Below are 21,419 nucleotides of genomic sequence, written 5' to 3'. Positions count from 1 at the left end.
CCTAGCCATAATAGCCGCGATACCAGTCGGCAAAGTGCTGCAATCCCTCCGCCAGCATCACCTTGGGTTTATACCCGGTCAGCGCGCGGAGTCGCGACACGTCGGCAAAGGTCGCCGTCACATCGCCCGGCTGCATCGGCCGCATGATCTTTTCCGCCGTCCGCCCGATCGCGCGTTCCAGCGTCTCGATCATGTCGAGCAGCCCGACCGGGTGGCTGTCACCGATGTTGAGCACGCGATGGTCCTTCGCCGCAGGCGGATGATCGAGCGCGCCTATGATGCCGTCGACAATATCGTCGATATAGGTGAAGTCGCGCGCCATCTTGCCTTCACCATAGACCTCGATCGGCTCGCCGCGCAGAATCTTCTGCGTAAAGCTGAAATAGGCCATGTCCGGCCGGCCCCACGGGCCATAGACGGTGAAGAAGCGCAGCCCCGTCTGCGGCAGGCCATAAAGATGCGCGTAGCTGTGGCTCATCAGTTCGCACGCGCGCTTGGTCGCCGCATAGAGCGAGACGGGGCTGACGGTCGGATCATCCTCGCGAAAGCCCGCGCCCCCCGTTGGCCGGTCGCCATAGACCGAGCTGGACGACGCATAAACGAGATGCTCGAAGCCCTCCGCATGGCGGCACGCTTCCATCACGGAGAGATGCCCGGCGAGGTTCGACCGCTCATAGGCAAAGGGATTTTCGAGGCTGTACCGCACACCCGCCTGCGCGGCGAGGTGCACGACGCGCGTGATGCAATGCGCGCGCACCAGCGCCGCCACGGCCTCCGCATCGGCGATGTCCATTCGGTGGAACGTGAAACCCTCGATCCCGGCAAAGGTCGCCAGCCGCGCCTCTTTCAGCGCCGGGTCGTAATAATCATTGACGATGTCGATGCCGATTACCCGTTCGCCACGCGCCAACAGGCGGTGCACGGTCGCATGACCGATAAAGCCCGCCGCTCCGGTGACGAGAACCGGTGCCGTCACGCTCAGCGCCCTACCGCATGATAGGCAAAGCCAGCCTTTTCGACGACATCCCGCGGATAAATATTGCGCAAATCGACCAGGATGGGCGCGGACAGCAGCGACTTGACGCGGCCCAGGTCGAGCGCGCGGAACGCATCCCACTCGGTCACGATCGCGAGCGCATCCGCGCCCTCCATCGCCTCATAGGCGTTCGCGCAATAGGCGACACCGTCGAGCACCAGCTTCGCCTGTTCCATACCTTCCGGATCATAGGCCCGTACGCTTGCCCCCGCGTCCTGCAAGGTCTGGATCACCGCAATCGCCGGGCTGTCACGCATATCGTCGGTGTTCGGCTTGAACGTCAGCCCGAGCACGGCGACGGTCTTGCCGCGCACATCCCCCCCGCAGGCGGCAATGACCTTGCGCCCCATCGCGCGCTTGCGGTTGTCGTTGACACCGACCACCGCCTCGACGATCCGCTGCGGCGCGTCATAATCCTGGCTCGTCTTGAGCAAGGCGAGCGTATCCTTCGGGAAACAACTGCCGCCATAGCCCGGCCCGGCATGCAGAAACTTCGCCCCGATGCGGTTGTCGAGGCCGATACCGCGGGCGACATCCTGCACATCCGCGCCGACCTTCTCGCACAGATCAGCGATTTCGTTGATGAAGGTGATCTTGACCGCGAGAAAGGCGTTGGCCGCATATTTGGTCAGTTCCGCACCCCGGCGGCTCATCTCGACGATGGGAGAACGGTTGATGTGCAGCGGGCGATAGACCTGCCGCATCACTTCCAGCGCGCGCGGATCGTCCCCGCCGATGACAATCCGGTCGGGTCGCTTGAAATCGTCGATCGCCGCGCCCTCGCGCAAAAATTCAGGGTTGGACACCACCGCGAAATCCGCATCGGGATTGGCCTCGCGGATGATCCGCTCGACCTCATCGCCCGTCCCCACCGGCACGGTCGATTTGTCGACGATGACCGTAAAGCCATCGAGCGCCCCGGCAATTTCCTGCGCCGCCGCATAGACATAGGACAGGTCCGCATGGCCGTCTCCGCGCCGCGACGGCGTACCGACGGCAATGAACACCGCGTCGGCTCCCCGCACGCCCTCGGTCAGATCGGTTGTGAAGCGCAACCGCCCGGCGGCCACATTGCTCGACACCAGATGATCGAGCCCCGGCTCGTAGATCGGCATTTTCCCTGCAAGCAATGCGTCGATCTTGGCGGCATCCTTGTCGACGCACACCACATCATGCCCGAAATCGGCAAAGCATGCGCCCGATACCAGCCCAACATAGCCCGAACCGATCATCGTTATCCGCAATGCATTTCTCCTGCAGCCATTTCGCACCTGCGCAATACACGCAAAAAGTGGCGCAGGGAAAGCCTCAACGGCAGCGTTAACCCGACTATCCGACCGACGCCTTGATGGAAGTCAGTCTGTCTGGATGAACCAGCGGGCATTATTCTCTATGCCGACCGCCGTCAGAACGCCACTGCGATAAGCGGCAGTGTCGATACCGATCCTGTTGGGTCGGTCCTGCGGATCGTCCTGTTCGCTATGGCCATGGACGATCATCGCGGGATGTCGCGCACGGCTGCGCAAGAACGGCTCGCGGATCCACATCAGGTCGCGCTCGTTCTGGCGCTCAAGCCTGACGCCGGGTCGGATCCCCGCATGCACGAACAGATAGTCGCCGACGGCATATCGTGTCGGGAGATAGCGCATCCAATTGATGAGATGGATCGGGACGGCCGATCGAAATGCCGCCATCAGCCGTTGTTCGCCCTGCTCGCTCAAGCGCGCATGCTCGATCAGTCCGTTACTGATGCCCCAGCTGCGCAACGTTTCCGCACCGCCATATTGCAGCCAAAAACGCAGCGCTTCCGCTTGCCCGGCCAGAACATCCAGCATCGTTTCTTCGTGATTGCCCTTCAGGCAACAGACCCGTTTCGATCCAGCCATGCTGAACAGCAGCTCGCACACATCCCGCGACTGCGGCCCCCGGTCAATATAGTCGCCCAGCAGCACAATGCGCGTTTCGACTGGCGTACGTGCCGCCTGGTCTGCCTCAATCCGCTGGAGAAGGTGGACGAGCAGGTCGAAACAGCCATGCACATCGCCGATCGCATAGAGGCGCACGTCTTCGCTGTTGAACGTACGTTTCCTGCGGAAGTGCCCCCACGGCGTCATCATCGGCCAAGCGTAGCAGAGGCGCCGGCGCAAATGAAGGCGCTAGAATGCAGTCACCCAGTGCATGAAAAAGCCCGGCGGATCGCTCCGCCGGGCCTTTCTGGATACTCTAACCCGATCCGATCAGTCGCGGTTGCCCATGAACCGCAGCAGGAACAGGAACATGTTGACGAAGTCGAGATACAGGCTCAGCGCCCCCATCACCACCGACTTGGCAGCCATGTCCGTCCCCGCGACATAGCTGTACATGCTCTTGATCTTCTGCGTGTCATAGGCGGTCAGGCCCGCGAACAACAGCACGCCGATGCCGCTGATCGCCAGATCCATGACCGGCGAACGCAGGAAAATGTTGATCAGCGAAGCGACCAGCAAACCCACCACGCCCATGATCAGGAAGGTGCCAAAGCCCGACAGGTTGCGCTTGGTCGTATAGCCGAACAGGCTTAACCCGGCAAAAGCGGCGGCCGTCGCGAAGAAGGTCTGGGCAATCGACGTTCCTGTGTAGACGAGGAAAATGGACGCCATCGACAGCCCCATCACGCCGGCATAGCCCCAGAACAGGGCCTTTGCCGTCGTCGTGGACAGGCGATTGATGCCGAAGCTCAGCGTCATCACGAAACCGAGCGGCGCCAGCATGATAATCCACTTGAGAATGCCAGGCCCTCCGAGCACCTGCGCCGCCATTCCGCTCTGCGCGAACAGCATGGCGACGATGCCGGTCAGCAGCACGCCGCTCGCCATATAATTGTAAACCGACAGCATGTAGGACCGCAGTCCCGCATCGATCCGGTCCGCAACGGCGCCGGTGGGCGTTCCACCGAACCCGGCCGCCGTCGTCCGGGGATCAGACCAGTTAGCCATGTAAAGTCTCCCAACCTCCGGCCCAAACGCCGGATTACTCCCTAATATCGGACTGTCGGGCTCAGGTTTCAAGCAAAACCGCGCAACAGCGTCCTGGCCCACCCTATAATATTAAGTCAGGAGCGCGCGAACGCTATTGTGCGGTTATCACGCCGCACGCCTCGCGCCCGCCGGAGTTGCCCGACGGATCGGTCCGCATGTCATCCGGTCCGGCGTGCATCACGACCGCCGCGCCATCGGCATCGAGCAACGGGGCATCCCCACCTTTCAGCGTCGCACGGGCAATGGAAAAGTCCATCGTCCCTATCCCCTTGGCGTCCACGATCAGGTTGGGCATGTCGCCGCGGTGCGGGCCTTCGGGATTATTGACGCCATGCTGGTGCATGGTCGGGTTCCAGTGAGCCCCTGCGCTCGCGAAATCGGGCGGGGTGCAACTGCCCACCGTATGGATGTGGATGCCATGCGTGCCGGGCGCCAGCCCGCTCGCCTTGACCGCAATGTCGACCCCGTCCGATGTCTGCACCAAAGTGACCGTTCCGCGTGCGCTCCCATCAGCTGCCAAGAGGGAAGCGGTCGCCTGGGGTCGGTCGGCAGGAGGCGACACCATTGCCGAAAGCGTCTGGGTACCAAGAGCGGGAACGCTGATAGCGGCAATCAGGCTCGCGCCGAAAAAGGCGTGGTGGATCATCCGGCTGGCCATAGACATCTCCAAAATAGGCGTGTTGCTGCACACTCCTAGATGGGGCGAGGGGGATCACCAACCTCTGTACAGCCAATGCGAGACCAGCCGCCCCGTGAGCGCGCTCATCGGCAGCCGACAGTTCCCCTTCATCGGACATACGAAAAAGGGGCCAGTCTTTCGACCGGCCCCTTCCCATTTCGAACAGGTGAACCGAGGCTCACCCTGTTTTTGTTGCTTAGCTGCCCGAACCCGGACCGTAGGTGATTTCCACCCGGCGGTTCTGCAGTTCGCGAACGCCGTCAGCGGTCTCGACGCGGGGCTTGCTTTCACCAAACGCCTGGCTGGTGATGACGCCGTCGGGGATACCCTTCGAGGTCAGATAAGCCTTGACCGAGTCGTTACGACGCTGGGAGAGACCCACGTTGTAAGCCGGACCACCGGACTTGTCAGCGTGACCGGCCAGCATGACCTGAGCGCTGCCGCAGTTGCCATAAGCCGAAACCGCATTGTCGAGGATCGTCGCGGCGTCGGGCGTGATGTCCGACTTATCCCACTCGAAGAACACGATATACGGTCCAGGGGTGCACTCAACCACCGGCGGAGGCGGCGGGGGAGGCGGGGGAGGCGGAGGCGGCGGGGGCGGCGGGGGCGGCGGCGGAGGCGCAGCCGGTTCACCGAAGTTGTACGTCAGACCCGCCAGAACACTGTGTGTACGCAGGCGCGCATCGACAGGAGTACCCGCAGCAGCGGTGCCGCCGGGCTGATTGATGCCGTTCGTCCGAAGACCGATATCATCATGGTTGAAGAAACGATACTTCAGCGACGCGTCAAGATGGCTGGTCAGCGGGAAACGAACGCCCGCCAGAGCCTGCCAGGCAAAGCCTGTGTCCGAATCGTCAGTCGTCAGCGTGTAGAGGTGCGTGCGCGCTACGCCGACACCACCGCCGACAAAGCCCTGCAGCCCGTCATCCGGACCGAAGTCCAGCAAGCCGTTCAGCATGAAGCTGAGCGAACGGACATTGCCGCGCGTGCTCGACAGTCCAACATAATCGACATTGTCGGTGTAGGCCCGACGGAAGCCGACTTCCGTTTCAAGGCGGAACATGCCGAAATCATAGCCGATCACACCGTCGACATCGTAGCCGGTATTATAGTTGGCCACGGCATCGTTAACGGTACCACCCGCAACGTTGATGTCGATGTCCTCCACCTTCATCACGCCAGCGTCGGCACCGATGTACCAGCTGTTATCGCGCGCAAGGGCCGGAGAGGCCAAGGCGGTTGTCGCAAGAGCTGCAGCTAAGGCAAGCTTCCGCATAATATTCCCCTTTCAAAATGGTCACCAAGGACTGCGGAAACCCTCTACCCCTTCGAAAGTTTCATGGCAAGACAGCAATTGCTCCATTTGTTGCTCAAATGTCACGCTTTGGAGCCTGCGTCTCTAACGCTTTGTCCGCAAAATGACGGCTTTTTCGACCCGTTTGCTGTATTTCCTGCTTATGCTCTCCCCACAATTGTCACAGCGCAATAAGGCCATGGTTACGCAACACTCCGAGCACCGCATTCAGCGTGAGGCGGGCTTCTGCATCGATAACCGCGCCCCCCGCTGGGGCGGAAATTCCCGCCTGCTGCGCCCCGACCACGCGGTTGCCCCCTTGGTAGAAGCCGTCGGCGCGTACCGGGCCGAGCACCCAGTCCGTCCCGGACCAGCGCCGCGCCTGCCCCTCGTCTGCGACGGTGAATTCCATCCCCGCGACCGGCAGGGTGAAGCGCCATCCGGAAACGCTCCAGCTCGCGATCCTGTTTCCCTGCCCCGCCCAGGCGCCGGTCGCGCCGCTCGGCGGAACAATCCAGCTTTGACCGGGCGCCGGGCTGGTGGGCGGCGTTGCCACGGTCGCGCTTTCCATACGCGCGTGCACCAGCCGATCGAGCGCCAGCAGCGCCTCGTTGTGGAAAATCTCCTTCTGCGCCTGCGCGGCATGGAGCAGCGGCAAGCCCAGACGGTCGGTCGTGTCTTCAGCCAAAGCGGCCTCCTTTGATCAAAGGGTAAATGCGATGGAAAGCGCGGGGCTGAGCCCATGCGTGCCGATCTGTCGGATGTCCGCTACCGCCGCTCCGCCATGCCCGGCGGCTCTGTCGGCGGCCATCGCCGCCGCATCATAGGACCAGCCCGGCGCAGCCACCTCGACACGTCGGAACACCGTCCCCGCGCGGCTCAGAACAAGCGCGTAGGCCTCACGCTCCTCGCCCAGAGGGACATCCACACCGTCGCGCCAGCGCCAGCCGTTACGGCTCCGCCGCACCCAGGCGAACAACCTGCCACCTGCGCCATCCGGTTCCACGGTTCCATGCACCGGGGCCACCGGCAGCATCGCGATCCCGGTCACGGTCCGGTCGCCATGGACCGGGACAGCGTCGCCGATGCCAATCGCCCGCACGCGCACCGGGTCACCTGGATGCAACTGCGTCGCAGGCAAAAGCGCCAGCCGCTCCGCCTCGATCAACACGAAAGGCGTGTCCACGCCATGCGCGGCAATCGCCGGTTCCGTCCCCCGCCGTCCACGCCACAGCCGCTCCAGCCGGAATTGCCGTGCACCGACCTGCACCACATGGCCAAACTGCACCAGTTCGTCGCCGATCATCGCCAAGTTCGCACCGGCCGCCAGCGCGGCATCGTCTGCTCCCGTTAGGAGCATCGCGTCCGACACCAGTTCCACGACCGGCGCGGAAACAGTGTCCACCAGCAGGGCCGACGCGGCACTCATACCCGAAACCAGCCGCCCCATCGTCGCGGGCAAGGCCGTCGGCCGCAGCGCTGTCAGCCCCCCGAGCGCATCCTCCGTAAAGAGTGCCGCCCGGCGCCATCCCGCCGAAGCCCCGCTCGCCGCGACCGCCACGACAGGCTCGGCGATCAGATCGTCACCCATCGCGGGCAGCTCCACGACCGCGATCTGCGTCGCGCCATGCGCTACATCGCTCTGCGCCACCGCCGCGCCCGACCCGGCGGGCAGCACATCGACCGGCCCGGCCGCGATCTGCCGCAACCGCAGCGTCACCGCCATCGCCTCCCACTCACTGCGCTCGACGCGCCAGTCGCCGCTCTGCCCGGCGATCCGGACGCGGTCGCCGGGAACGATCTCCAGCGCCCGCCAGTCGCAGCGCAGCTCGATCCGCGACCGCCCCGTCCACAGGCCCTGCAACCGCTCCTCCGCCAGCGCGCGCAACGACCCCGCATCGATTGTGGCGGGCAGGTCGATGCCCTGTTCACCCTGACCCGGCCCGGCCCGCACCGCCGTCTGCACGCCCGCCTGATAATCGCGCGCGCTGTCATAGTGGCGCACGGACAACCGCACCGGCACCTGGTCGGACCGGTCCCGGCTCCGTTTGGCCGTTTCCGCCTTGCGGCCGTTGACGATCCTGGCCTGCCAGTCGTGCGGAACTGTCACGGACACGCCCGTTCCGGTTCCCACCAGTCCCAGGCCGTCCTCATCCTCCCGCAGCGCCAGGTCATAGCCCTGGACGAGCGGCGCAAGCGCGTCCGCCACGCTCCTCCCGCTGGCCGCATAGCCGCCGATCGTCCGCGCAGCACTCTCGTCCTGCCCGATCGCTCCGCCGCTCAACTCCGTCGCGATCGCGTCAACCGCCACCACACCCGGATCCGCCACCACCTCAAACGTCAGCGACGGGATGCGATTGCCGAAATCGGCCAGTTGCAGATCTTCGAACACCACACAGGCCATGCCCCGGTGCGCGCCCGATTTCCACGCCAGCCGCCGCAACGCCGGGTTCCAGATCGGCCGGTTCCACGGCGGCGCGATGGCGAGCAGGCCGCTCTCCCCCTCGACCATTACACTGCGCGCCTCGGCCAGGCTCGCGCCGACCAACGCGATACGCGCCCGCCCGTCGCTCTCCGCGATCGACCGCACCCATTCCGCCCCGGCGCGCGTCTTGCCGAAACCGCGCCCCGCCATAATCATCCAGATCCGCCACCGCCCCTGCGGCGGCAGCTGCGCCGCGCGCGCATGGCTTGGCCAGTCGTGCAGCAGGGTCCGCCGCGCGTCCTCGGTCAGCTGCGCCAGGAAGGCCTCGGCCCAGCCCTCCGGCCAGTCCGCCACTTCCTCCCACAAGGATCGCGTCATGCCGCCCCGGTCCCGTCATCCCCACCGGATTCCGACGACGCCTTGCGCGCCCGCATCAGCGCGAATTTCTCCCGGATTTCGGCGAGCGCGCTTTCGCTCCCCGGCCCGTCGATACCCTGCTCGCTGCGAAACGCCGCGACGCTGCTGCCATGCGCCAGGAACAACCGCAGCGCGACCGCAAGCGGATAGCTGTGCACGGTCTTGACCGTCCGCACCCCTTCGCCATCCTCGTCCGGGACGGTCTGCACCTGCTCGGTCCCGTGGATCGCCTTGCGGAGCAGCAGCATCTCCAGCTCGGCGTAAGCCAGCTCCAGCGCGCCTCTCCAGCCCTGGTTGAACGCCGCGTCGCGCCGCCGCAGGGCATAGACGCCCGATTTCGACATTCCCACGGCCCGCGCTGCCTCCGTCACGTTCGACGTTGCGCTCAGCACGTCCAGAAACTCTGCCTGCTTTTCTGGCGTCCATCCGTCCTGATGGGCTTTGCGCCACTGAACGCCCGGTTTCCCATATCGGCGTGGCGACCGATGCAGGGTCTTGCCGCTTTCCGTCCCTTTCTCACCCGACTGTCCCGCCACCGTTCCTCCGATCCGCGCAGGCATGATGCAAAAGAGGCCGACCCGCAGGCCCGCCCCTTTTGCGACCGTCCGTCGCGACTCACATTTTCCGACTGTCCCTTCTTGTTCCACATCAGCGTGACGATGTCAAGATTTATTTACCAAATAGGTTATATCCTGCGAGTGAGGCGTTCGTGTCCCTTCTCCCTTTCCGCTGGCTTAGGCGCTGGAAATTGGCTAGGGCCGCTCCCGATGCTTACCCGTCTCTACCAATGGATGCTGGCCAAGGCCGCCCATCGCCACGCAGAGCGATGGCTCGCTGTCATTTCCTTCATGGAATCGAGTTTCTTCCCCATCCCCCCGCACCCGCTGCTCGGCCTCATGTGCCTGGCCCGGCCGGAAAAGGCACTGCGCTATGGGGTCGTCTGCACGCTCGCGTCCGTGCTGGGTGGCCTGCTCGGTTACGCGATCGGTCACTTCCTTTATGCCAGCGTCGGCGCAAGCCTGCTTTCGGTCCTCGGCCTGACCGCCAAATTCCCGGTCGCCGCCTGCTATCTGCGCGAATATGGCGCGGAGATCATCCTCATCAAGGGCGCGACGCCCATCCCGTTCAAGCTCATCACCATAACGGCGGGCTTTATAGGGTTGAGCCTCTTCACGTTCCTTTGGGCGAGCGTCCTGTCGCGCGCGTTCCAGTTCATGCTCGTGGGCGCGCTGTTCTGGAAATATGGCGCGACGATCAAACCCTTTATCGAGAAATATCTGGCGCTCGTCACAGGAGCCTTTCTCGCCTTGCTCGTCGGCGGTTTCCTCGCCGTCAGCCTGCTGAGCGGCGGCGGCAAGAAGGATGACGCCTGTTCGCGCGCGACCCTGTCCGCACCCGCCACCGTCCGATAGATGGGCGGACTCGCCACTCACCCGCGCCTGCTCGCGCTGCTGGTCGGGGCGCTCGCCGCCACCGGTTTCGCGCCGCTTCATTGGTGGCCGCTCACCCTCGCGAGCTTTGCCCTGCTGCTCTGGTTGCTCGAACAGCCCGCTCCGAACCCCAAATCCCACCCCCTCCGCCATGCTTTCACACTAGGTTGGCTCTTCGGCGTCGGGCATTTCACAGTCGGCAACAACTGGATTGCTCACGCCTTTACCTTTCAGGATGCGATGCCGCACTGGCTCGGCATTTTCGCGGTGCTCGCGCTCTCGCTGTACCTTGCCGTCTATCCCGGCCTCGCGGCGCTTGGCCTCGTCTGGGCACGGAGCCGCTGGCCCGCGCTTCCCGCTGTGCCGCTGTTCGCCGCGCTCTGGCTGCTCACCGAAATGGGTCGCGCGACGATCTTCACCGGCTTTGCGTGGAACCCGCTTGGCGTCATCTGGCTCGACACCGGGATCGAGCACGCCGCCACGCTCATCGGCACTTATGGTCTCGGCGCGCTGGCGGTGCTCGCCGCGGGATCCCTGCTCGCGCTGGCGCGGCGGCACTGGCTTGCCGCCGGGTCCGCGCTTTTTCCGGTCCTCCTTGCTGCCGCACTCGGCCAATGGACCAGCCCTGCGCCCCGCGCCGCGACAGGCACGGCAATCACCGTCGTGCAGCCCAATATCGGGCAAGACGAAAAATACGAAGAGCAGGCCGAAGAGCGCCACTTCGCGAAGCTGGGGGGTCTGACCGGGACGCCGTCCACCCGCCCCCGCCTCATCTTCTGGCCGGAAGCGGCGATCCCCGCATGGCTCGATATGGAGCCGGAATGGCGCCATCGCGTGGCCGGTCTGCTGGGTCCGCACGATCTGCTAATGACCGGCGGTGCGAAGGTCTATTTCAAGGAAAAGCGCAAGGGCTTCTACGCCGATCGCACCCTGATCGGCGCGAACAACAGCGCGTGGGTGCTGACGCCGGATGCGCGCCTCATCGCCCGCTATGACAAGGCGCATCTCGTCCCCTATGGCGAATATCTGCCGATGCGCGCGCTGCTCCAGCCGCTCGGCCTCTCGCGCCTGGTGCCCGGCGACGCCGATTTCTGGCCCGGCCCCGGCCCGCGCAGCCTGCTCCTGCCGGGCGTGGCGGGTCGTCCCTCGCTCAAGATGGGCGTCCAGATCTGCTATGAAATCATTTTTTCCGGGGAAGTCGTTCACCGCGCCAACCGACCGGATTTCCTCTACAATCCGTCGAATGACGCGTGGTTCGGCGATTGGGGACCGCCCCAGCATCTCGCACAGGCCCGGCTGCGCGCCGTGGAAGAGGCGATGCCGATCATCCGCTCCACCCCCACCGGCATATCGGCGGTGATTGATGCGCGCGGCCGCCTGCTCGCCGGCATCCCGTTGCACCGCCCCGGCGCCATCAATGGCGCCCTGCCGCCCGCCGCACCGCCCACGCTGTTCGCGCAGCTGGGCAATCTCCTGCCCCTGCTGCTCGCACTGAGCCTCGTCGGATTCGCGATTGTCAGCGCGCGGCGGAGCCGCTAAAGGGCGCACATAAACTTTTCTTTATGTAGCGTACGACGAGAACGGAACCCGATATGCGCCAGAACTATCTCTTCACCTCCGAAAGCGTTTCCGAAGGCCATCCCGATAAGGTCGCGGACCAGATTTCGGACGCGATCGTCGATCTGTTCCTGTCGAAGGATCCGGAAGCGCGCATCGCCTGCGAAACCTTGACGACTACGCAACTTGTTGTTCTTGCTGGTGAAATTCGCTGCAAGGGCGTCTACGAAAACGGCGCCTGGGCCCCCGGCGCCCTCGAGGAAATCGAATCCACCGTCCGCCAGACCGTCCGCGCCATCGGTTACGAACAGGATGGCTTCCACTGGCAGAATTTCACGTTCTACAACCACCTCCACGGCCAGTCCGCCCACATCGCACAGGGCGTCGACGCGTCGGGCAACAAGGATGAAGGCGCGGGCGATCAGGGCATCATGTTCGGCTACGCCTGCGACGAAACGCCCGACCTGATGCCCGCCACACTCTATTACAGCCACAAGATCCTTGAGCAGATGGCCGCCGATCGCCACAGTGGCGCCGCGCCTTTCCTCGAACCCGACGCGAAGAGCCAGGTTACGCTGCGCTTCGAAAACGGCAAGCCTGTCGCCGCCACTGCCATCGTCGTATCCACCCAGCACGCGCCGGGCTATGACGAGGGCGCCGAGGAAGCGGAACTCCATGCCTATGTGAAGAAGGTTGTCGCGGACGTCATCCCCGCCGCACTGATCTCCGACGAAACCGTTTATCATATTAACCCGACAGGCAGCTTTGAAATCGGTGGACCTGACGGCGACGCCGGGCTGACCGGCCGTAAGATTATCGTGGACACCTATGGCGGCGCGTCACCCCACGGCGGCGGGGCATTCAGCGGTAAGGATCCGACCAAGGTCGACCGTTCCGCTGCCTACATCACCCGCTATCTGGCCAAGAACATTGTCGCCGCAGGCCTCGCCACCCACTGCACCATCCAGCTCGCCTATGCGATTGGCGTGAGCAAGCCGCTCTCGCTCTACGTCAACACCCACGGCACCGGTACCGTACCCGACTCAAAGCTCGAAGAAGCCATCGGCAAGATCGAGGCACTGGGAAATCTCACGCCGCGTGGCATCCGCACCCATCTCGGCCTCAACAAGCCGATTTACCGTCCCACTGCTGCTTATGGCCATTTCGGCCGCAAGGCGGACGGCGACTTCTTCCCTTGGGAAAGAACCGATCTTGTCGATGCACTGAAGGCCGCGGTCTGACCCTTTTCCGGTTTGGCGCTCTCCTATGTTAATCTGTCGCGAATCGACCGACATGGGAGAACAGCCAATGCGTATTCTGCCTGCCTTCGCCGCCCTTATGTTGGGTCCCGTCGCTGCGGCACAGGCGGCGCCCGCCGCCACGCCTTCTGTTGCCGAGCAGATAGCGATCTACAAGGCCGCTGGCTTCGCCAAGAAGGGGACAACCTGGCGCAGCGAATGCGGGCGCGATGACCCGTCCGCTTCCTATATGCCAGGATCGATAGACGAATATCGCGACATCAACGGCGATGGACGGCCGGACGCCGTGGTCAACGAAGGCGGCACCTACTGCTACGGCAATACCGGAAATGGCTACTGGATCCTTTCGAAGCAGGCAAATGGTGCCTGGAAGGGGTAGTGTCTCAGTTTGAATTTTCACGGTTAGCCTATCGCATCCAGCCGTCGCTTCCTGTATGCTTAGCGGAAAGCATGGAGGCTGCATGGCGTATTATCGAGTAGAATATTACAGCGGTGAAATTCGCAAGGGCACGACGCCGCACGCTGGTGATTTGGAAAAAGTGAAAAGGTTCGCCGCTGACGGTTTGATCCGTCACGGTGCGGATCGTGCGTTAATCGTGAATGACGACACAGGCGCGACTGCTGCGGTGGTAGAAAAGTAATGCCTAAAGGCCCACGCGGAGAGAAGCGCCCAGCCGATGCAATTGGCCTTGCTGTGATGATAGGCAAGATCGCTACTGGCGAGATTGAGGACGCAACAGACGCAAAGAGCGCCGCCGCCCAACTTGGTAGCTTGGGCGGCAAGAAGCGCGCTGAGAATATGACACCGGAGCGGCGGGTGGAGATTGCGCGGAAGGCCGCGGCTAAGCGTTGGAGCAAATAAAGTTTGCGCTTGTTAATTTTCTGTGCCACAAATGAGGGATTGAAAATTAACAAGGCATATTTCTATGGCTGACATCGTCCGTTCTGATGAAATCGAAGTAAAATCCAGGCTTCATGATTTTGGCATGGATGTCTCGATGGTGTCGGAAATTTGCGAAGGCGCAATCCACGGGCGCAATCTGGCGTCGGGGCTTCAGCCGAAAACCGCCGAAGGGATGCTCAAATATATCTTTGGCGTCGAATCTCTGCGTAAGGTGCTGCTTTCTTCGACGGTTGTTGATTACGAGATTTTCTCCGTGAGTAATATGGAGGGTGTCTTTGATGCTGCGTATGGGCGCAAAATCTTCTTCCAGATGGTCGATCAGGCGTGTGGCACAGAAGACCCGCAACCAAAATCTAAAATTGGCGATGGAAAAAAGAAGCTGATTGAGGAGTCGGGTACGGGTTTCTTGTTTCCCGAAATGGCAGAAGAAGAAGCCGCGAAAGTGGCAAGGATAAGTGCCATTGCAAGAGCGGAATGCTGGTATTTGATGGTATCCATTGCCACCGACGGCACTTTGTGTTGTGAATTGTCTCACCCAAAGGCAGTTGATGAAGACAAATTTGACGGGTTTCATGAGCGCATTAAGATTTTCAAATATGGCGAGTTTGCCCCTTCGTTTGGCTCTCGCAAAGACGATGGCGACGATGACAAGTTTGAGATTACCCCCGTTATAAAGAAAAAGTGATGCCGAAAGATTTCAACAGCCAGCGGCTTCGATTAGCTCGGAGCCGCCGCGAAATGTCGAGTCAGGCACTGGCCGCCGCTGCTGGTATCAGCCCTGTAACATTGTCGCGTCTGGAAAACAGAAATAACCAACCGGAAGAGGAAACCGTCGAAGCACTTGCTAAAGCATTGAATTACCCGATAGAATTTTTCTATGGCGATGATTTGGATGAAGTCGATAAAGAAGATGCTAGTTTCCGCAGCCTAAAAGCCATGACAGCAAAGCAGCGCTCCCGCGCACTTGCCGCCGCTTCGCTAGCTTTCTTGGTGTCCGATAAAATTGAAGAGGATTTCGGTCTTCCCGAAGTTGATCTTCCTAATCTCAGCCATGAACCGACACCGGAATCAGCGGCCGCAACTTTGCGTGCGCACTGGGGCCTTGGGGACAGGCCAGTCGGCAACATGATAGACCTTTTAGAAGCTAAAGGTGTTCGGGTTTACTCTTTGACCGAAAAGACCAAATGTGTTGATGCTTTTTCGACATGGCGATCTGGAATCCCATATGTGTTCTTAAATACGCTAAAGTCGTCCGAGCACAGCAGATTTGACGCCGCTCATGAGCTGGGCCACCTTTGTATGCACCAACACGGAGGCTCAAAACATAAATCTGCAGAGCCAGAGGCAAATGCGTTTGCCGGAAGTTTTTTAATGCCTCCAAGTGACGTTAGAAGCCGCATCACGCGTGTCAGCTCTCTCGCTGAAATACAAAAATATAAAAAGCGGTGGGGCGTTTCCCTTTCAGCTTTAACTTTCCAACTGTCAAAGTTGAAGATGATAACGGAATGGCAGGCTCGTTCATATTTTATCCAAATGAATAAGGAGGGAAGCAGAACATCAGAGCCAGACCCAATGCCTTTCGAAACTTCCAAAATATGGAAAACCGTATTCAAAGAATATTGGAATGATAGGATCACTAGGGCCGATGTTGCGAAGTCTATTAATATTCCTGAAGATGAATTTCATGATCTCGTCTTTGGGTTGGCAGCGGAAGCCTTTGGCTCTGAAATCGGAGCGTCAAAACCAACGCTACGGCTTGTAATCTGAATTAATATGCTTGACACTAAGCATAAAAGTTCATACTAAAATGAGTATGAACAAGCTACCCCGTGCCAAGCGCGCTCAAATTCTCGCAATGCTTTGCGAAGGTTCGTCCATGCGCTCGATCAGCCGCGTGGCAGACGTGTCGATCAACACAGTTTCAAAGCTGCTTGTTGAGGCTGGAGAAGCCTGCCTTGCCATCCATGACGAGACTGTCCGCAACGTGAAGGCGTCGCGCATTCAGTGTGATGAGATCTGGTCGTTCTGTCATGCGAAGCAAAAGAACGTAGCGACGGCCAAAGCTGCACCGGAAGGCGCAGGCGACGTTTGGACATGGACTGCGATTGATGCGGATACCAAGCTGATCGTGTCGTTCTACGTTGGCGACCGTTCAGGCGAAAGCGCAATGGTGCTTATGGACGATCTGCGCGACCGTCTGGCAAATCGGGTGCAGCTTACCACAGACGGGCATAAGGCATATCTGGAGGCCGTAGAGGGCGCTTTCGGTAGCGACGTGGACTTCGCTCAGCTTGTGAAGCTATATGGCCCAACAATCACAGCACCGGGCCGCTACAGCCCTGCGGAGTGCATCGGCGCTCGCAAGCAGCGCGTGGAAGGCAATCCCGACATTGCCCATGTCAGCACGTCCTATGTCGAGCGTCAGAATCTCACTATGCGTATGTCCATGCGCCGCTTCACGCGTCTGACCAATGCGTTCTCAAAGAAGCTGGATAACCACATTCACGCGCTGGCGCTCTATTTCGTGTTTTATAACTTCACCCGCATTCACAAGACGCTGCGTATGTCGCCTGCTATGGCAGCGGGGATCACTGACCGCCTTTGGTCACTTGATGATGTAATCGCAAAGATTGACGAAATGGCACCCGCTCCAAAGGCTCGCGGTCCTTACAAGAAGCGGGCGCTGGAAAATTCAAACTGAGACACTACCCTGGAAGGTAGTCGATAGCAATCAGGGCATGGTCGAATTCCTGAAAACGAAAGGTGCTGGCGGCTGGCCGGACGTTTCAGTCGGCGGCCCAGGCTTCTGCTTCCCAGTACTGCGCTGGAATGGCACAGCCTTCGTTAAGAACCGCATGGAATATCAGGGCAAGCGCTGTCGGGGCTAACGCTGCGGATCACTCTTGCTCCGCCGCGCGTGCTCGGCTAGCGCGCCCGGATGACAGCCTATAAATCCGGCGATCCGACCACGCTCAACCGCCTCTACGGCCGCGCGAAGGGCAAGCCCCTGCGGGCTTTTCAGCAGTCGCTGGTCGACACACTGCTGCCCCAGATTGCGGTTCCCGAAGACGGCCCCGTCACAGCAAAGCGCCTGTTCGGCGAACCGCGCCCGCTGCATTTCGAGATCGGTTTCGGTGGCGGCGAGCATATTGCCTATCGGGCCGACATGCTGCCCGACCACGGGTTTATAGGTTGTGAGCCTTTTCTGAACGGCGTAGCGGCGGCGCTTGCCCATGTGCACGGGGACGCGGAAAAACCCGGGATCCCGAATGTCCGCATTCACCATGGGGATGCGCTCGATGTGCTCGCCCGCATTCCCGACGGCGCGCTGAGCTTCGTCTATCTGCTTCATCCCGATCCCTGGCCCAAGGCCCGACACGCGAAGCGACGGATGATGAACGATGGCCCGCTCGATCTGATCGCGGCGAAGCTCAAGCCCGGCGGTGAATTTCGCTTCGGTACGGACCATCCAGTCTATCTGCGCTGGGCGCTCATGGTCATGAATGCCCGCACGGACTTCGACTGGCTGTGCGAGTCGCCCCGAGACTTCCTTACCCGTCCCGGCGGGTGGCCAGAAACGCGCTACGAGGCAAAGGCCCGCCGCCAGGGGCACGAAGTCTGGTACTTCCGGTATCGCCGCCGCTAGAAGGACCGCACCTTTTCATTACGCGTCGCGGATCCTCAGGCTGCCTCGCGCGCCAAGACGACTCACATCTTGGTTAGCCGCCGAACGGCGGCCCTTTGCCTTTGTGGCAATGGTCCTGCTGGTTTCTCCGCAGACCTCGGCAAAGGTCGTCAAAAGTGCCGGTTTGGGGACGTCTGCTCGGGCGCGGCGCTGAGTATAAAAAACCACGTGGCGAGTTATCTTGCCGTGCCGAAGGCCAGAACAATTCCTGGCCTCAAATGCGGAGAAATGCAGCATCATGCGCTTTTGCGTGACCGCTGCAGCCGATATGACAGGGTCGAACACAGCAGTGCCCAGACTGACCCCATGGTCCAGCCTGCCAGTACATCCGTGGGCCAATGCACTCCTAGATAAATCCGGGAAAAACCGACCACGAACGTTAAAGCAACCGCAACGCTCATAATGTACACGCGCACGCCGCGGTCCCCCTGCGCGCTGGCCAGCACGCTTCCCAACGTCAGATATGCCACGGCCGCGTTCATGGCGTGGCCGCTCGGAAAGCTGGCGGTCTGGATCAGTACGAGATGGGGGACGATTTCTGGCCGTGGGCGCAGAAACCAAATTTTCAGGGCGTTCGACACGGCAATGCCCGACCCCACCGAAGCCAGAATCAGAAGGGCAGCGCTGCGCTTTTGAACCACCCACAGATAACCTGCGACGCCCGCCGCCATTAGGGCCAACACGCCAATGCTGCCAAGTGCCGTAATATCGACCATGAAACTGGTGAACCAGCGAGGCCCGATGGGCAGCAGGTGATCGGCCGGGTCGCGCAGGCTAAGCAGCACCCATCGATCGAACATCAGCGTCTCGTGCTCCCACAACTGAGACGCCAGCCCGACTAAGACGAGCATGAGGAGCGCGAGGATGAGCAGCGCAGCAAGCGTCCTGCGAGATCCGCCGACTGGAGAGATGCATTCCGCAGGAAATTTTTCACGGCCAGCCTCCCAAGCGATGCGGCACAGCGGGATATGTGTCACACCGACGATGGTCCTGCAATCACCGGAACCGTAACGCTTTGCGTAACGGCGTGCGGCAGAAACCCGAATGCCTAGCTCAGGCCTTGAAAAGATCGCGATACTCGTGCGGTTGGGAACGGAGATACTGGTTCGGCGCCGCGACATGGGCACCCAGATGCGCGGCCGCGTGCCAAGGCCAGCGCGGATCATAAAGGACACCACGTGCCAGAGCGATCAAGTCGGCCTGCCCGCTTGTGAGGATTGCTTCGGCATGGTCGTAATCGGTGATCAGCCCTACCGCAACGACGGGAATGCCCACTTCTTGTTTGACGGCATGCGCAAGCGGAACCTGATACCCCGGACCGACGGGGATATGCTGGCGCGGGTCGAGGCCGCCGCTCGACACGTGGATCGCGGCCGCGCCACGCGCTTCGACAGCCTGCGAGAAAGCGATCGTTTCCTCAATTGTCCAGCCACCCTCTACCCAGTCGGTCCCTGAAACACGCACGGTCACCGGACGATCAGCCGGAAACGCCGCGCGGACAACATCAAAGATTTCGAGCGGGAAGCGCAGCCTGTTCTCCAGACTGCCGCCATATTCGTCGTCGCGATGGTTGGACAGTGGCGAAAGGAACTGGTGCAGAAGATAGCCGTGCGCGGCGTGAATCTGCACGACGTCCACGCCCAAGCGCCCTGCCCGTTCCGCCGACGAGGCAAAGGCATTTCGAATGCGCGTCATTTCCGCCTTGTCCAGGGCCAGTGGCGGTTCCTCCCCCGGGTTCATGGGCAATGCGGACGGAGCAACGGTCTGCCAGCCATTTGCAGCCGCGCGCGGAATCTGCCCCCGCCCGGTCCATGGCAGGTCCGTCGAAGCCTTCCGCCCTGCATGCGCCAATTGAATACCGACCTTTATGTCCGACCACCGGCGGACACTGTCCAGCGTACGGCTGATCGCGACTTCGTTTTCGTCGTTCCACAGCCCGACATCCCCATAGCTGATGCGTCCTTCAGGAAGGACCGCCGTCGCTTCGATAGTCAGCAGGGCAGCGCCCGAAAGCGCCAGGTGCCCCAAATGGATGAGGTGCCAGTCAGTCATGTTCCCATCAACCGCGGAATATTGGCACATCGGCGCGATCACGATCCGATTACGCAGCGAAAGATTGCCGATCGCGAGGGGCTCGAAAAGTGCGGGGCTGGTCATGACATATCCTTTCGGGCGCAGACGAACAGGTCGGCAACAGCTTGCCCAGCGACCGCTGGGGATCGCCACGTGACCCGCAAGTGGTGCGCCCCGCACGGCGCGTCAACAGGTTACATCGCAAACGGTGGTGCAGGGCGCCATTTTTTGCTGCCGGTGCACAAATGCAATCCTTTGCGGAAGATCGGCCAAATCGGCCAAGAACCAAATCATTCCGTCACAGAGAAAAGAACATAACAAGATCTATGCTGATAAAAATAGAACGATTGCATATTGTAACAGACCACATGACTTATTCGCACTCGCACAATTTTTTACCATACTGTTGAATTCATCGACGCGCGTACCGAAATGGCATCGATGCGAAAGAATGTCTGCAATGGCGCCCTTTTTCTCATCGTCCTTCTCGGGGCATGCGGAAAGCAGGAGCCCCCTCCACCCCCCAAACCCGCCGTAGCCGTCGCTTTTCCGCTGCAGCGCACGATTACGGACTGGGACGATTATGTCGGGCGCTTTGAAGCCGTCCAGGACGTACAGATCGTCCCGCGCGTTTCTGGCACCATCCAGCGCGTTCTGTTTCGCGAAGGTTTGGAGGTGCGGCAGGGCCAGACGTTGTTCGTGATCGACCAAGCTCCTTATCAGGCCGCCCTCGCCCAGGCCCGCGCCGAAGTGGCCCGTGGAGAGGCCGTGTTGGCCAACTCACAGAGCGAACTTGCGCGTGCGAAAGCGCTCCTTGCCGGACATGCGATCAGTACCGAGGAATATGAGAGCAAGCTGGCAACCCTGCGAAGCGCGACCGCAGCGCTGGCGGGCGCACGGGCGCAGGCGCAGGCACGCGCGCTTGATCTTGGCTATACCGTGGTGCGCGCGCCGATCACCGGGCGGGTGTCGGACAAGAAGGTGGCTGTTGGCGATTATGTCAGCGCCGGCCAGACTTTACTGACCCGTGTCGTGTCGGTAAACCCGATCTGGTTCAGCTTCGACGGGGCCGAAAGCTTCTATCTCAAATATATCCGGCAGGCGCAGCAGGGCCAGCGCGAATCCTCGCGCTATGCACCCAATCCCGTGGATATCCAGCTGGCGGACGAGACCGGATACAGATGGCATGGCCGCATGGTCTTCGTCGACAACGCCATCGATCCGCAATCCGGCACCATCCGGGCCCATGCTGAAGTTCCCAATCCCGATGGTTTCCTTGTGCCCGGGATGTTCGGGCGCGCCCGGTTGCTGGGTTCGGGATCGTATAGAGCGGTGCTGATCCCTGACGAGGCGGTCCTGACCGACCAGACCCGCAAGACGGTGTTCGTTGTCGGCGCGGATGGCAAGGCGGCATCCCGCAATGTTGAGACCGGCCCGCTGGTAGAGGGGCTGCGCGTTGTCAAATCGGGAATTGGCGTAAAGGACCGCGTGGTTATGGATGGCCTGACCCAGTTGCAGCCCGGAACACCGGTCAACGCGCGCCTGACTAAGCTTACGCCCCGCGCGGCCAATACCGCACCGGCTTCGACGCCATTGAAAACGCCGGCTCCTGCTGAAGCCACGACGCGTTGACGGCTGTA

Annotated in this window: 22 protein-coding genes and 1 pseudogene; 11 read left to right on the top strand and 12 right to left on the bottom strand. The window is 61.5% G+C overall.

Annotated elements, in window-relative coordinates:
- Position 1: 1 nt before the first annotated feature.
- The 10 genes and pseudogenes from FHS92_RS14450 to FHS92_RS14410 form a co-directional block, all read right to left on the bottom strand.
- Entirely contained in the window at positions 2 to 976 is a 975-nt protein-coding gene (locus FHS92_RS14450; protein ID WP_184081436.1) for an SDR family NAD(P)-dependent oxidoreductase, read from the bottom strand.
- A gap of 2 nt (positions 977 to 978) precedes the next feature.
- A complete protein-coding gene (locus FHS92_RS14445) occupies positions 979 to 2,280 on the bottom strand; it encodes a UDP-glucose dehydrogenase family protein (RefSeq protein WP_184081435.1) in 1,302 nt (433 codons plus the stop codon).
- Positions 2,281 to 2,391: 111 nt separating this feature from the next.
- Positions 2,392 to 3,153, bottom strand: a complete 762-nt coding sequence (locus FHS92_RS14440) for a metallophosphoesterase family protein (RefSeq protein WP_184081434.1) — start codon at positions 3,151 to 3,153, stop codon at positions 2,392 to 2,394.
- Positions 3,154 to 3,273: 120 nt separating this feature from the next.
- A complete protein-coding gene (locus FHS92_RS14435; protein WP_184081433.1) occupies positions 3,274 to 4,011 on the bottom strand; it encodes a Bax inhibitor-1/YccA family protein in 738 nt (245 codons plus the stop codon).
- Positions 4,012 to 4,144: 133 nt separating this feature from the next.
- On the bottom strand, positions 4,145 to 4,711 hold the full coding sequence (locus FHS92_RS14430) for a superoxide dismutase family protein (RefSeq protein ID WP_246352017.1): 567 nt from the start codon (positions 4,709 to 4,711) through the stop codon (positions 4,145 to 4,147).
- Between the two features lie 217 nt (positions 4,712 to 4,928).
- Positions 4,929 to 6,011 (bottom strand): OmpA family protein, encoded by a 1,083-nt coding sequence (locus FHS92_RS14425; RefSeq protein ID WP_184081432.1) that lies wholly within the window; start codon positions 6,009 to 6,011, stop codon positions 4,929 to 4,931.
- 199 nt (positions 6,012 to 6,210) lie between these two features.
- Positions 6,211 to 6,717 carry a DUF2793 domain-containing protein gene (locus tag FHS92_RS14420; protein WP_184081431.1) on the bottom strand — a complete coding sequence of 169 codons (507 nt, stop codon included), beginning with the start codon at positions 6,715 to 6,717 and terminating at the stop codon, positions 6,211 to 6,213.
- A 15-nt stretch (positions 6,718 to 6,732) separates the two neighbouring features.
- Positions 6,733 to 8,433, bottom strand: a complete 1,701-nt coding sequence (locus FHS92_RS14415; protein WP_246352025.1) for a phage tail protein — start codon at positions 8,431 to 8,433, stop codon at positions 6,733 to 6,735.
- A gap of 9 nt (positions 8,434 to 8,442) precedes the next feature.
- Positions 8,443 to 8,832: pseudogene (locus FHS92_RS18420) on the bottom strand (terminase large subunit domain-containing protein); the annotation flags it as partial.
- Positions 8,829 to 9,407, bottom strand: coding sequence for a hypothetical protein (locus tag FHS92_RS14410; protein ID WP_221231082.1), 579 nt, complete (start codon positions 9,405 to 9,407; stop codon positions 8,829 to 8,831). The pseudogene FHS92_RS18420 and the gene FHS92_RS14410, both read right to left, overlap by 4 nt.
- A gap of 231 nt (positions 9,408 to 9,638) precedes the next feature.
- On the opposite strand from FHS92_RS14410, the gene FHS92_RS14405 reads away from it, so the two are divergent.
- From FHS92_RS14405 to trmB, 10 genes are all read left to right on the top strand, one after another.
- Positions 9,639 to 10,283 (top strand): YqaA family protein, encoded by a 645-nt coding sequence (locus tag FHS92_RS14405; protein WP_184081428.1) that lies wholly within the window; start codon positions 9,639 to 9,641, stop codon positions 10,281 to 10,283.
- Entirely contained in the window at positions 10,284 to 11,840 is a 1,557-nt protein-coding gene (lnt, locus tag FHS92_RS14400; RefSeq protein ID WP_184081427.1) for an apolipoprotein N-acyltransferase, read from the top strand. It begins immediately after the preceding gene.
- Positions 11,841 to 11,893: 53 nt separating this feature from the next.
- Positions 11,894 to 13,099 (top strand): methionine adenosyltransferase, encoded by a 1,206-nt coding sequence (metK, locus tag FHS92_RS14395; RefSeq protein ID WP_184081426.1) that lies wholly within the window; start codon positions 11,894 to 11,896, stop codon positions 13,097 to 13,099.
- A gap of 67 nt (positions 13,100 to 13,166) precedes the next feature.
- Positions 13,167 to 13,496, top strand: coding sequence for an FG-GAP repeat domain-containing protein (locus FHS92_RS14390; protein ID WP_184081425.1), 330 nt, complete (start codon positions 13,167 to 13,169; stop codon positions 13,494 to 13,496).
- Between the two features lie 82 nt (positions 13,497 to 13,578).
- Entirely contained in the window at positions 13,579 to 13,758 is a 180-nt protein-coding gene (locus tag FHS92_RS14385; RefSeq protein WP_184081424.1) for a hypothetical protein, read from the top strand.
- A 285-nt stretch (positions 13,759 to 14,043) separates the two neighbouring features.
- Positions 14,044 to 14,706, top strand: a complete 663-nt coding sequence (locus FHS92_RS14380) for a hypothetical protein (protein ID WP_184081423.1) — start codon at positions 14,044 to 14,046, stop codon at positions 14,704 to 14,706.
- Positions 14,706 to 15,788, top strand: a complete 1,083-nt coding sequence (locus FHS92_RS14375) for a helix-turn-helix domain-containing protein (RefSeq protein WP_184081422.1) — start codon at positions 14,706 to 14,708, stop codon at positions 15,786 to 15,788. The genes FHS92_RS14380 and FHS92_RS14375 overlap by 1 nt, the downstream gene beginning before the upstream one ends.
- A gap of 46 nt (positions 15,789 to 15,834) precedes the next feature.
- On the top strand, positions 15,835 to 16,722 hold the full coding sequence (locus FHS92_RS14370; protein ID WP_184081513.1) for a DDE-type integrase/transposase/recombinase: 888 nt from the start codon (positions 15,835 to 15,837) through the stop codon (positions 16,720 to 16,722).
- Positions 16,723 to 16,759: 37 nt separating this feature from the next.
- On the top strand, positions 16,760 to 16,909 hold the full coding sequence (locus FHS92_RS14365; protein WP_184081527.1) for a hypothetical protein: 150 nt from the start codon (positions 16,760 to 16,762) through the stop codon (positions 16,907 to 16,909).
- 50 nt (positions 16,910 to 16,959) lie between these two features.
- Positions 16,960 to 17,667, top strand: a complete 708-nt coding sequence (gene trmB / locus FHS92_RS14360; RefSeq protein WP_184081421.1) for a tRNA (guanine(46)-N(7))-methyltransferase TrmB — start codon at positions 16,960 to 16,962, stop codon at positions 17,665 to 17,667.
- A gap of 275 nt (positions 17,668 to 17,942) precedes the next feature.
- Here trmB and FHS92_RS18685 read toward each other — a convergent pair whose 3' ends face one another.
- Together FHS92_RS18685 and FHS92_RS14350 are read right to left on the bottom strand one after the other, a co-directional pair.
- Positions 17,943 to 18,683, bottom strand: a complete 741-nt coding sequence (locus tag FHS92_RS18685) for a phosphatase PAP2 family protein (protein WP_221231081.1) — start codon at positions 18,681 to 18,683, stop codon at positions 17,943 to 17,945.
- A 76-nt stretch (positions 18,684 to 18,759) separates the two neighbouring features.
- Complete coding sequence (locus FHS92_RS14350; protein ID WP_184081420.1) at positions 18,760 to 19,863, bottom strand: NADH:flavin oxidoreductase/NADH oxidase; 1,104 nt, start codon at positions 19,861 to 19,863, stop codon at positions 18,760 to 18,762.
- Between the two features lie 357 nt (positions 19,864 to 20,220).
- On the opposite strand from FHS92_RS14350, the gene FHS92_RS14345 reads away from it, so the two are divergent.
- The gene (locus FHS92_RS14345; protein ID WP_343056744.1) at positions 20,221 to 21,411 is read left to right on the top strand and encodes an efflux RND transporter periplasmic adaptor subunit; all 1,191 of its coding nucleotides are present in this window, start codon (positions 20,221 to 20,223) and stop codon (positions 21,409 to 21,411) included.
- Positions 21,412 to 21,419: the final 8 nt, after the last annotated feature.

Origin of the sequence: Sphingobium subterraneum (assembly GCF_014199435.1) — a bacterium.
In the GTDB taxonomy this organism is placed as follows: Bacteria; Pseudomonadota; Alphaproteobacteria; order Sphingomonadales; family Sphingomonadaceae; genus Sphingobium; species Sphingobium subterraneum.
The sequence above is the reverse complement of the archived record's forward strand: the minus strand, read 5'-3'. Positions and strand labels throughout refer to the sequence as shown.

Bases quoted from the DNA above. Each gene is read 5' to 3' on its own strand.
- FHS92_RS14405 (WP_184081428.1), top strand. From the start codon at position 9,639: ATGCTTACCCGTCTCTACCAATGGATGCTGGCCAAGGCCGCCCATCGC.
- FHS92_RS14385 (WP_184081424.1), top strand. From the start codon at position 13,579: ATGGCGTATTATCGAGTAGAATATTACAGCGGTGAAATTCGCAAGGGC.
- FHS92_RS14425 (WP_184081432.1), bottom strand. From the start codon at position 6,011: ATGCGGAAGCTTGCCTTAGCTGCAGCTCTTGCGACAACCGCCTTGGCC.
- FHS92_RS14370 (WP_184081513.1), top strand. From the start codon at position 15,835: ATGAACAAGCTACCCCGTGCCAAGCGCGCTCAAATTCTCGCAATGCTT.
- FHS92_RS14350 (WP_184081420.1), bottom strand. From the start codon at position 19,863: ATGACCAGCCCCGCACTTTTCGAGCCCCTCGCGATCGGCAATCTTTCG.
- FHS92_RS14430 (WP_246352017.1), bottom strand. From the start codon at position 4,711: ATGGCCAGCCGGATGATCCACCACGCCTTTTTCGGCGCGAGCCTGATT.
- FHS92_RS14390 (WP_184081425.1), top strand. From the start codon at position 13,167: ATGCGTATTCTGCCTGCCTTCGCCGCCCTTATGTTGGGTCCCGTCGCT.
- FHS92_RS14440 (WP_184081434.1), bottom strand. From the start codon at position 3,153: ATGATGACGCCGTGGGGGCACTTCCGCAGGAAACGTACGTTCAACAGC.
- FHS92_RS14365 (WP_184081527.1), top strand. From the start codon at position 16,760: ATGGTCGAATTCCTGAAAACGAAAGGTGCTGGCGGCTGGCCGGACGTT.
- lnt (WP_184081427.1), top strand. From the start codon at position 10,284: ATGGGCGGACTCGCCACTCACCCGCGCCTGCTCGCGCTGCTGGTCGGG.
- trmB (WP_184081421.1), top strand. From the start codon at position 16,960: ATGACAGCCTATAAATCCGGCGATCCGACCACGCTCAACCGCCTCTAC.
- FHS92_RS14345 (WP_343056744.1), top strand. From the start codon at position 20,221: ATGCGAAAGAATGTCTGCAATGGCGCCCTTTTTCTCATCGTCCTTCTC.
- metK (WP_184081426.1), top strand. From the start codon at position 11,894: ATGCGCCAGAACTATCTCTTCACCTCCGAAAGCGTTTCCGAAGGCCAT.
- FHS92_RS14380 (WP_184081423.1), top strand. From the start codon at position 14,044: ATGGCTGACATCGTCCGTTCTGATGAAATCGAAGTAAAATCCAGGCTT.
- FHS92_RS14435 (WP_184081433.1), bottom strand. From the start codon at position 4,011: ATGGCTAACTGGTCTGATCCCCGGACGACGGCGGCCGGGTTCGGTGGA.
- FHS92_RS14375 (WP_184081422.1), top strand. From the start codon at position 14,706: ATGCCGAAAGATTTCAACAGCCAGCGGCTTCGATTAGCTCGGAGCCGC.
- FHS92_RS14415 (WP_246352025.1), bottom strand. From the start codon at position 8,433: ATGGCCTGTGTGGTGTTCGAAGATCTGCAACTGGCCGATTTCGGCAAT.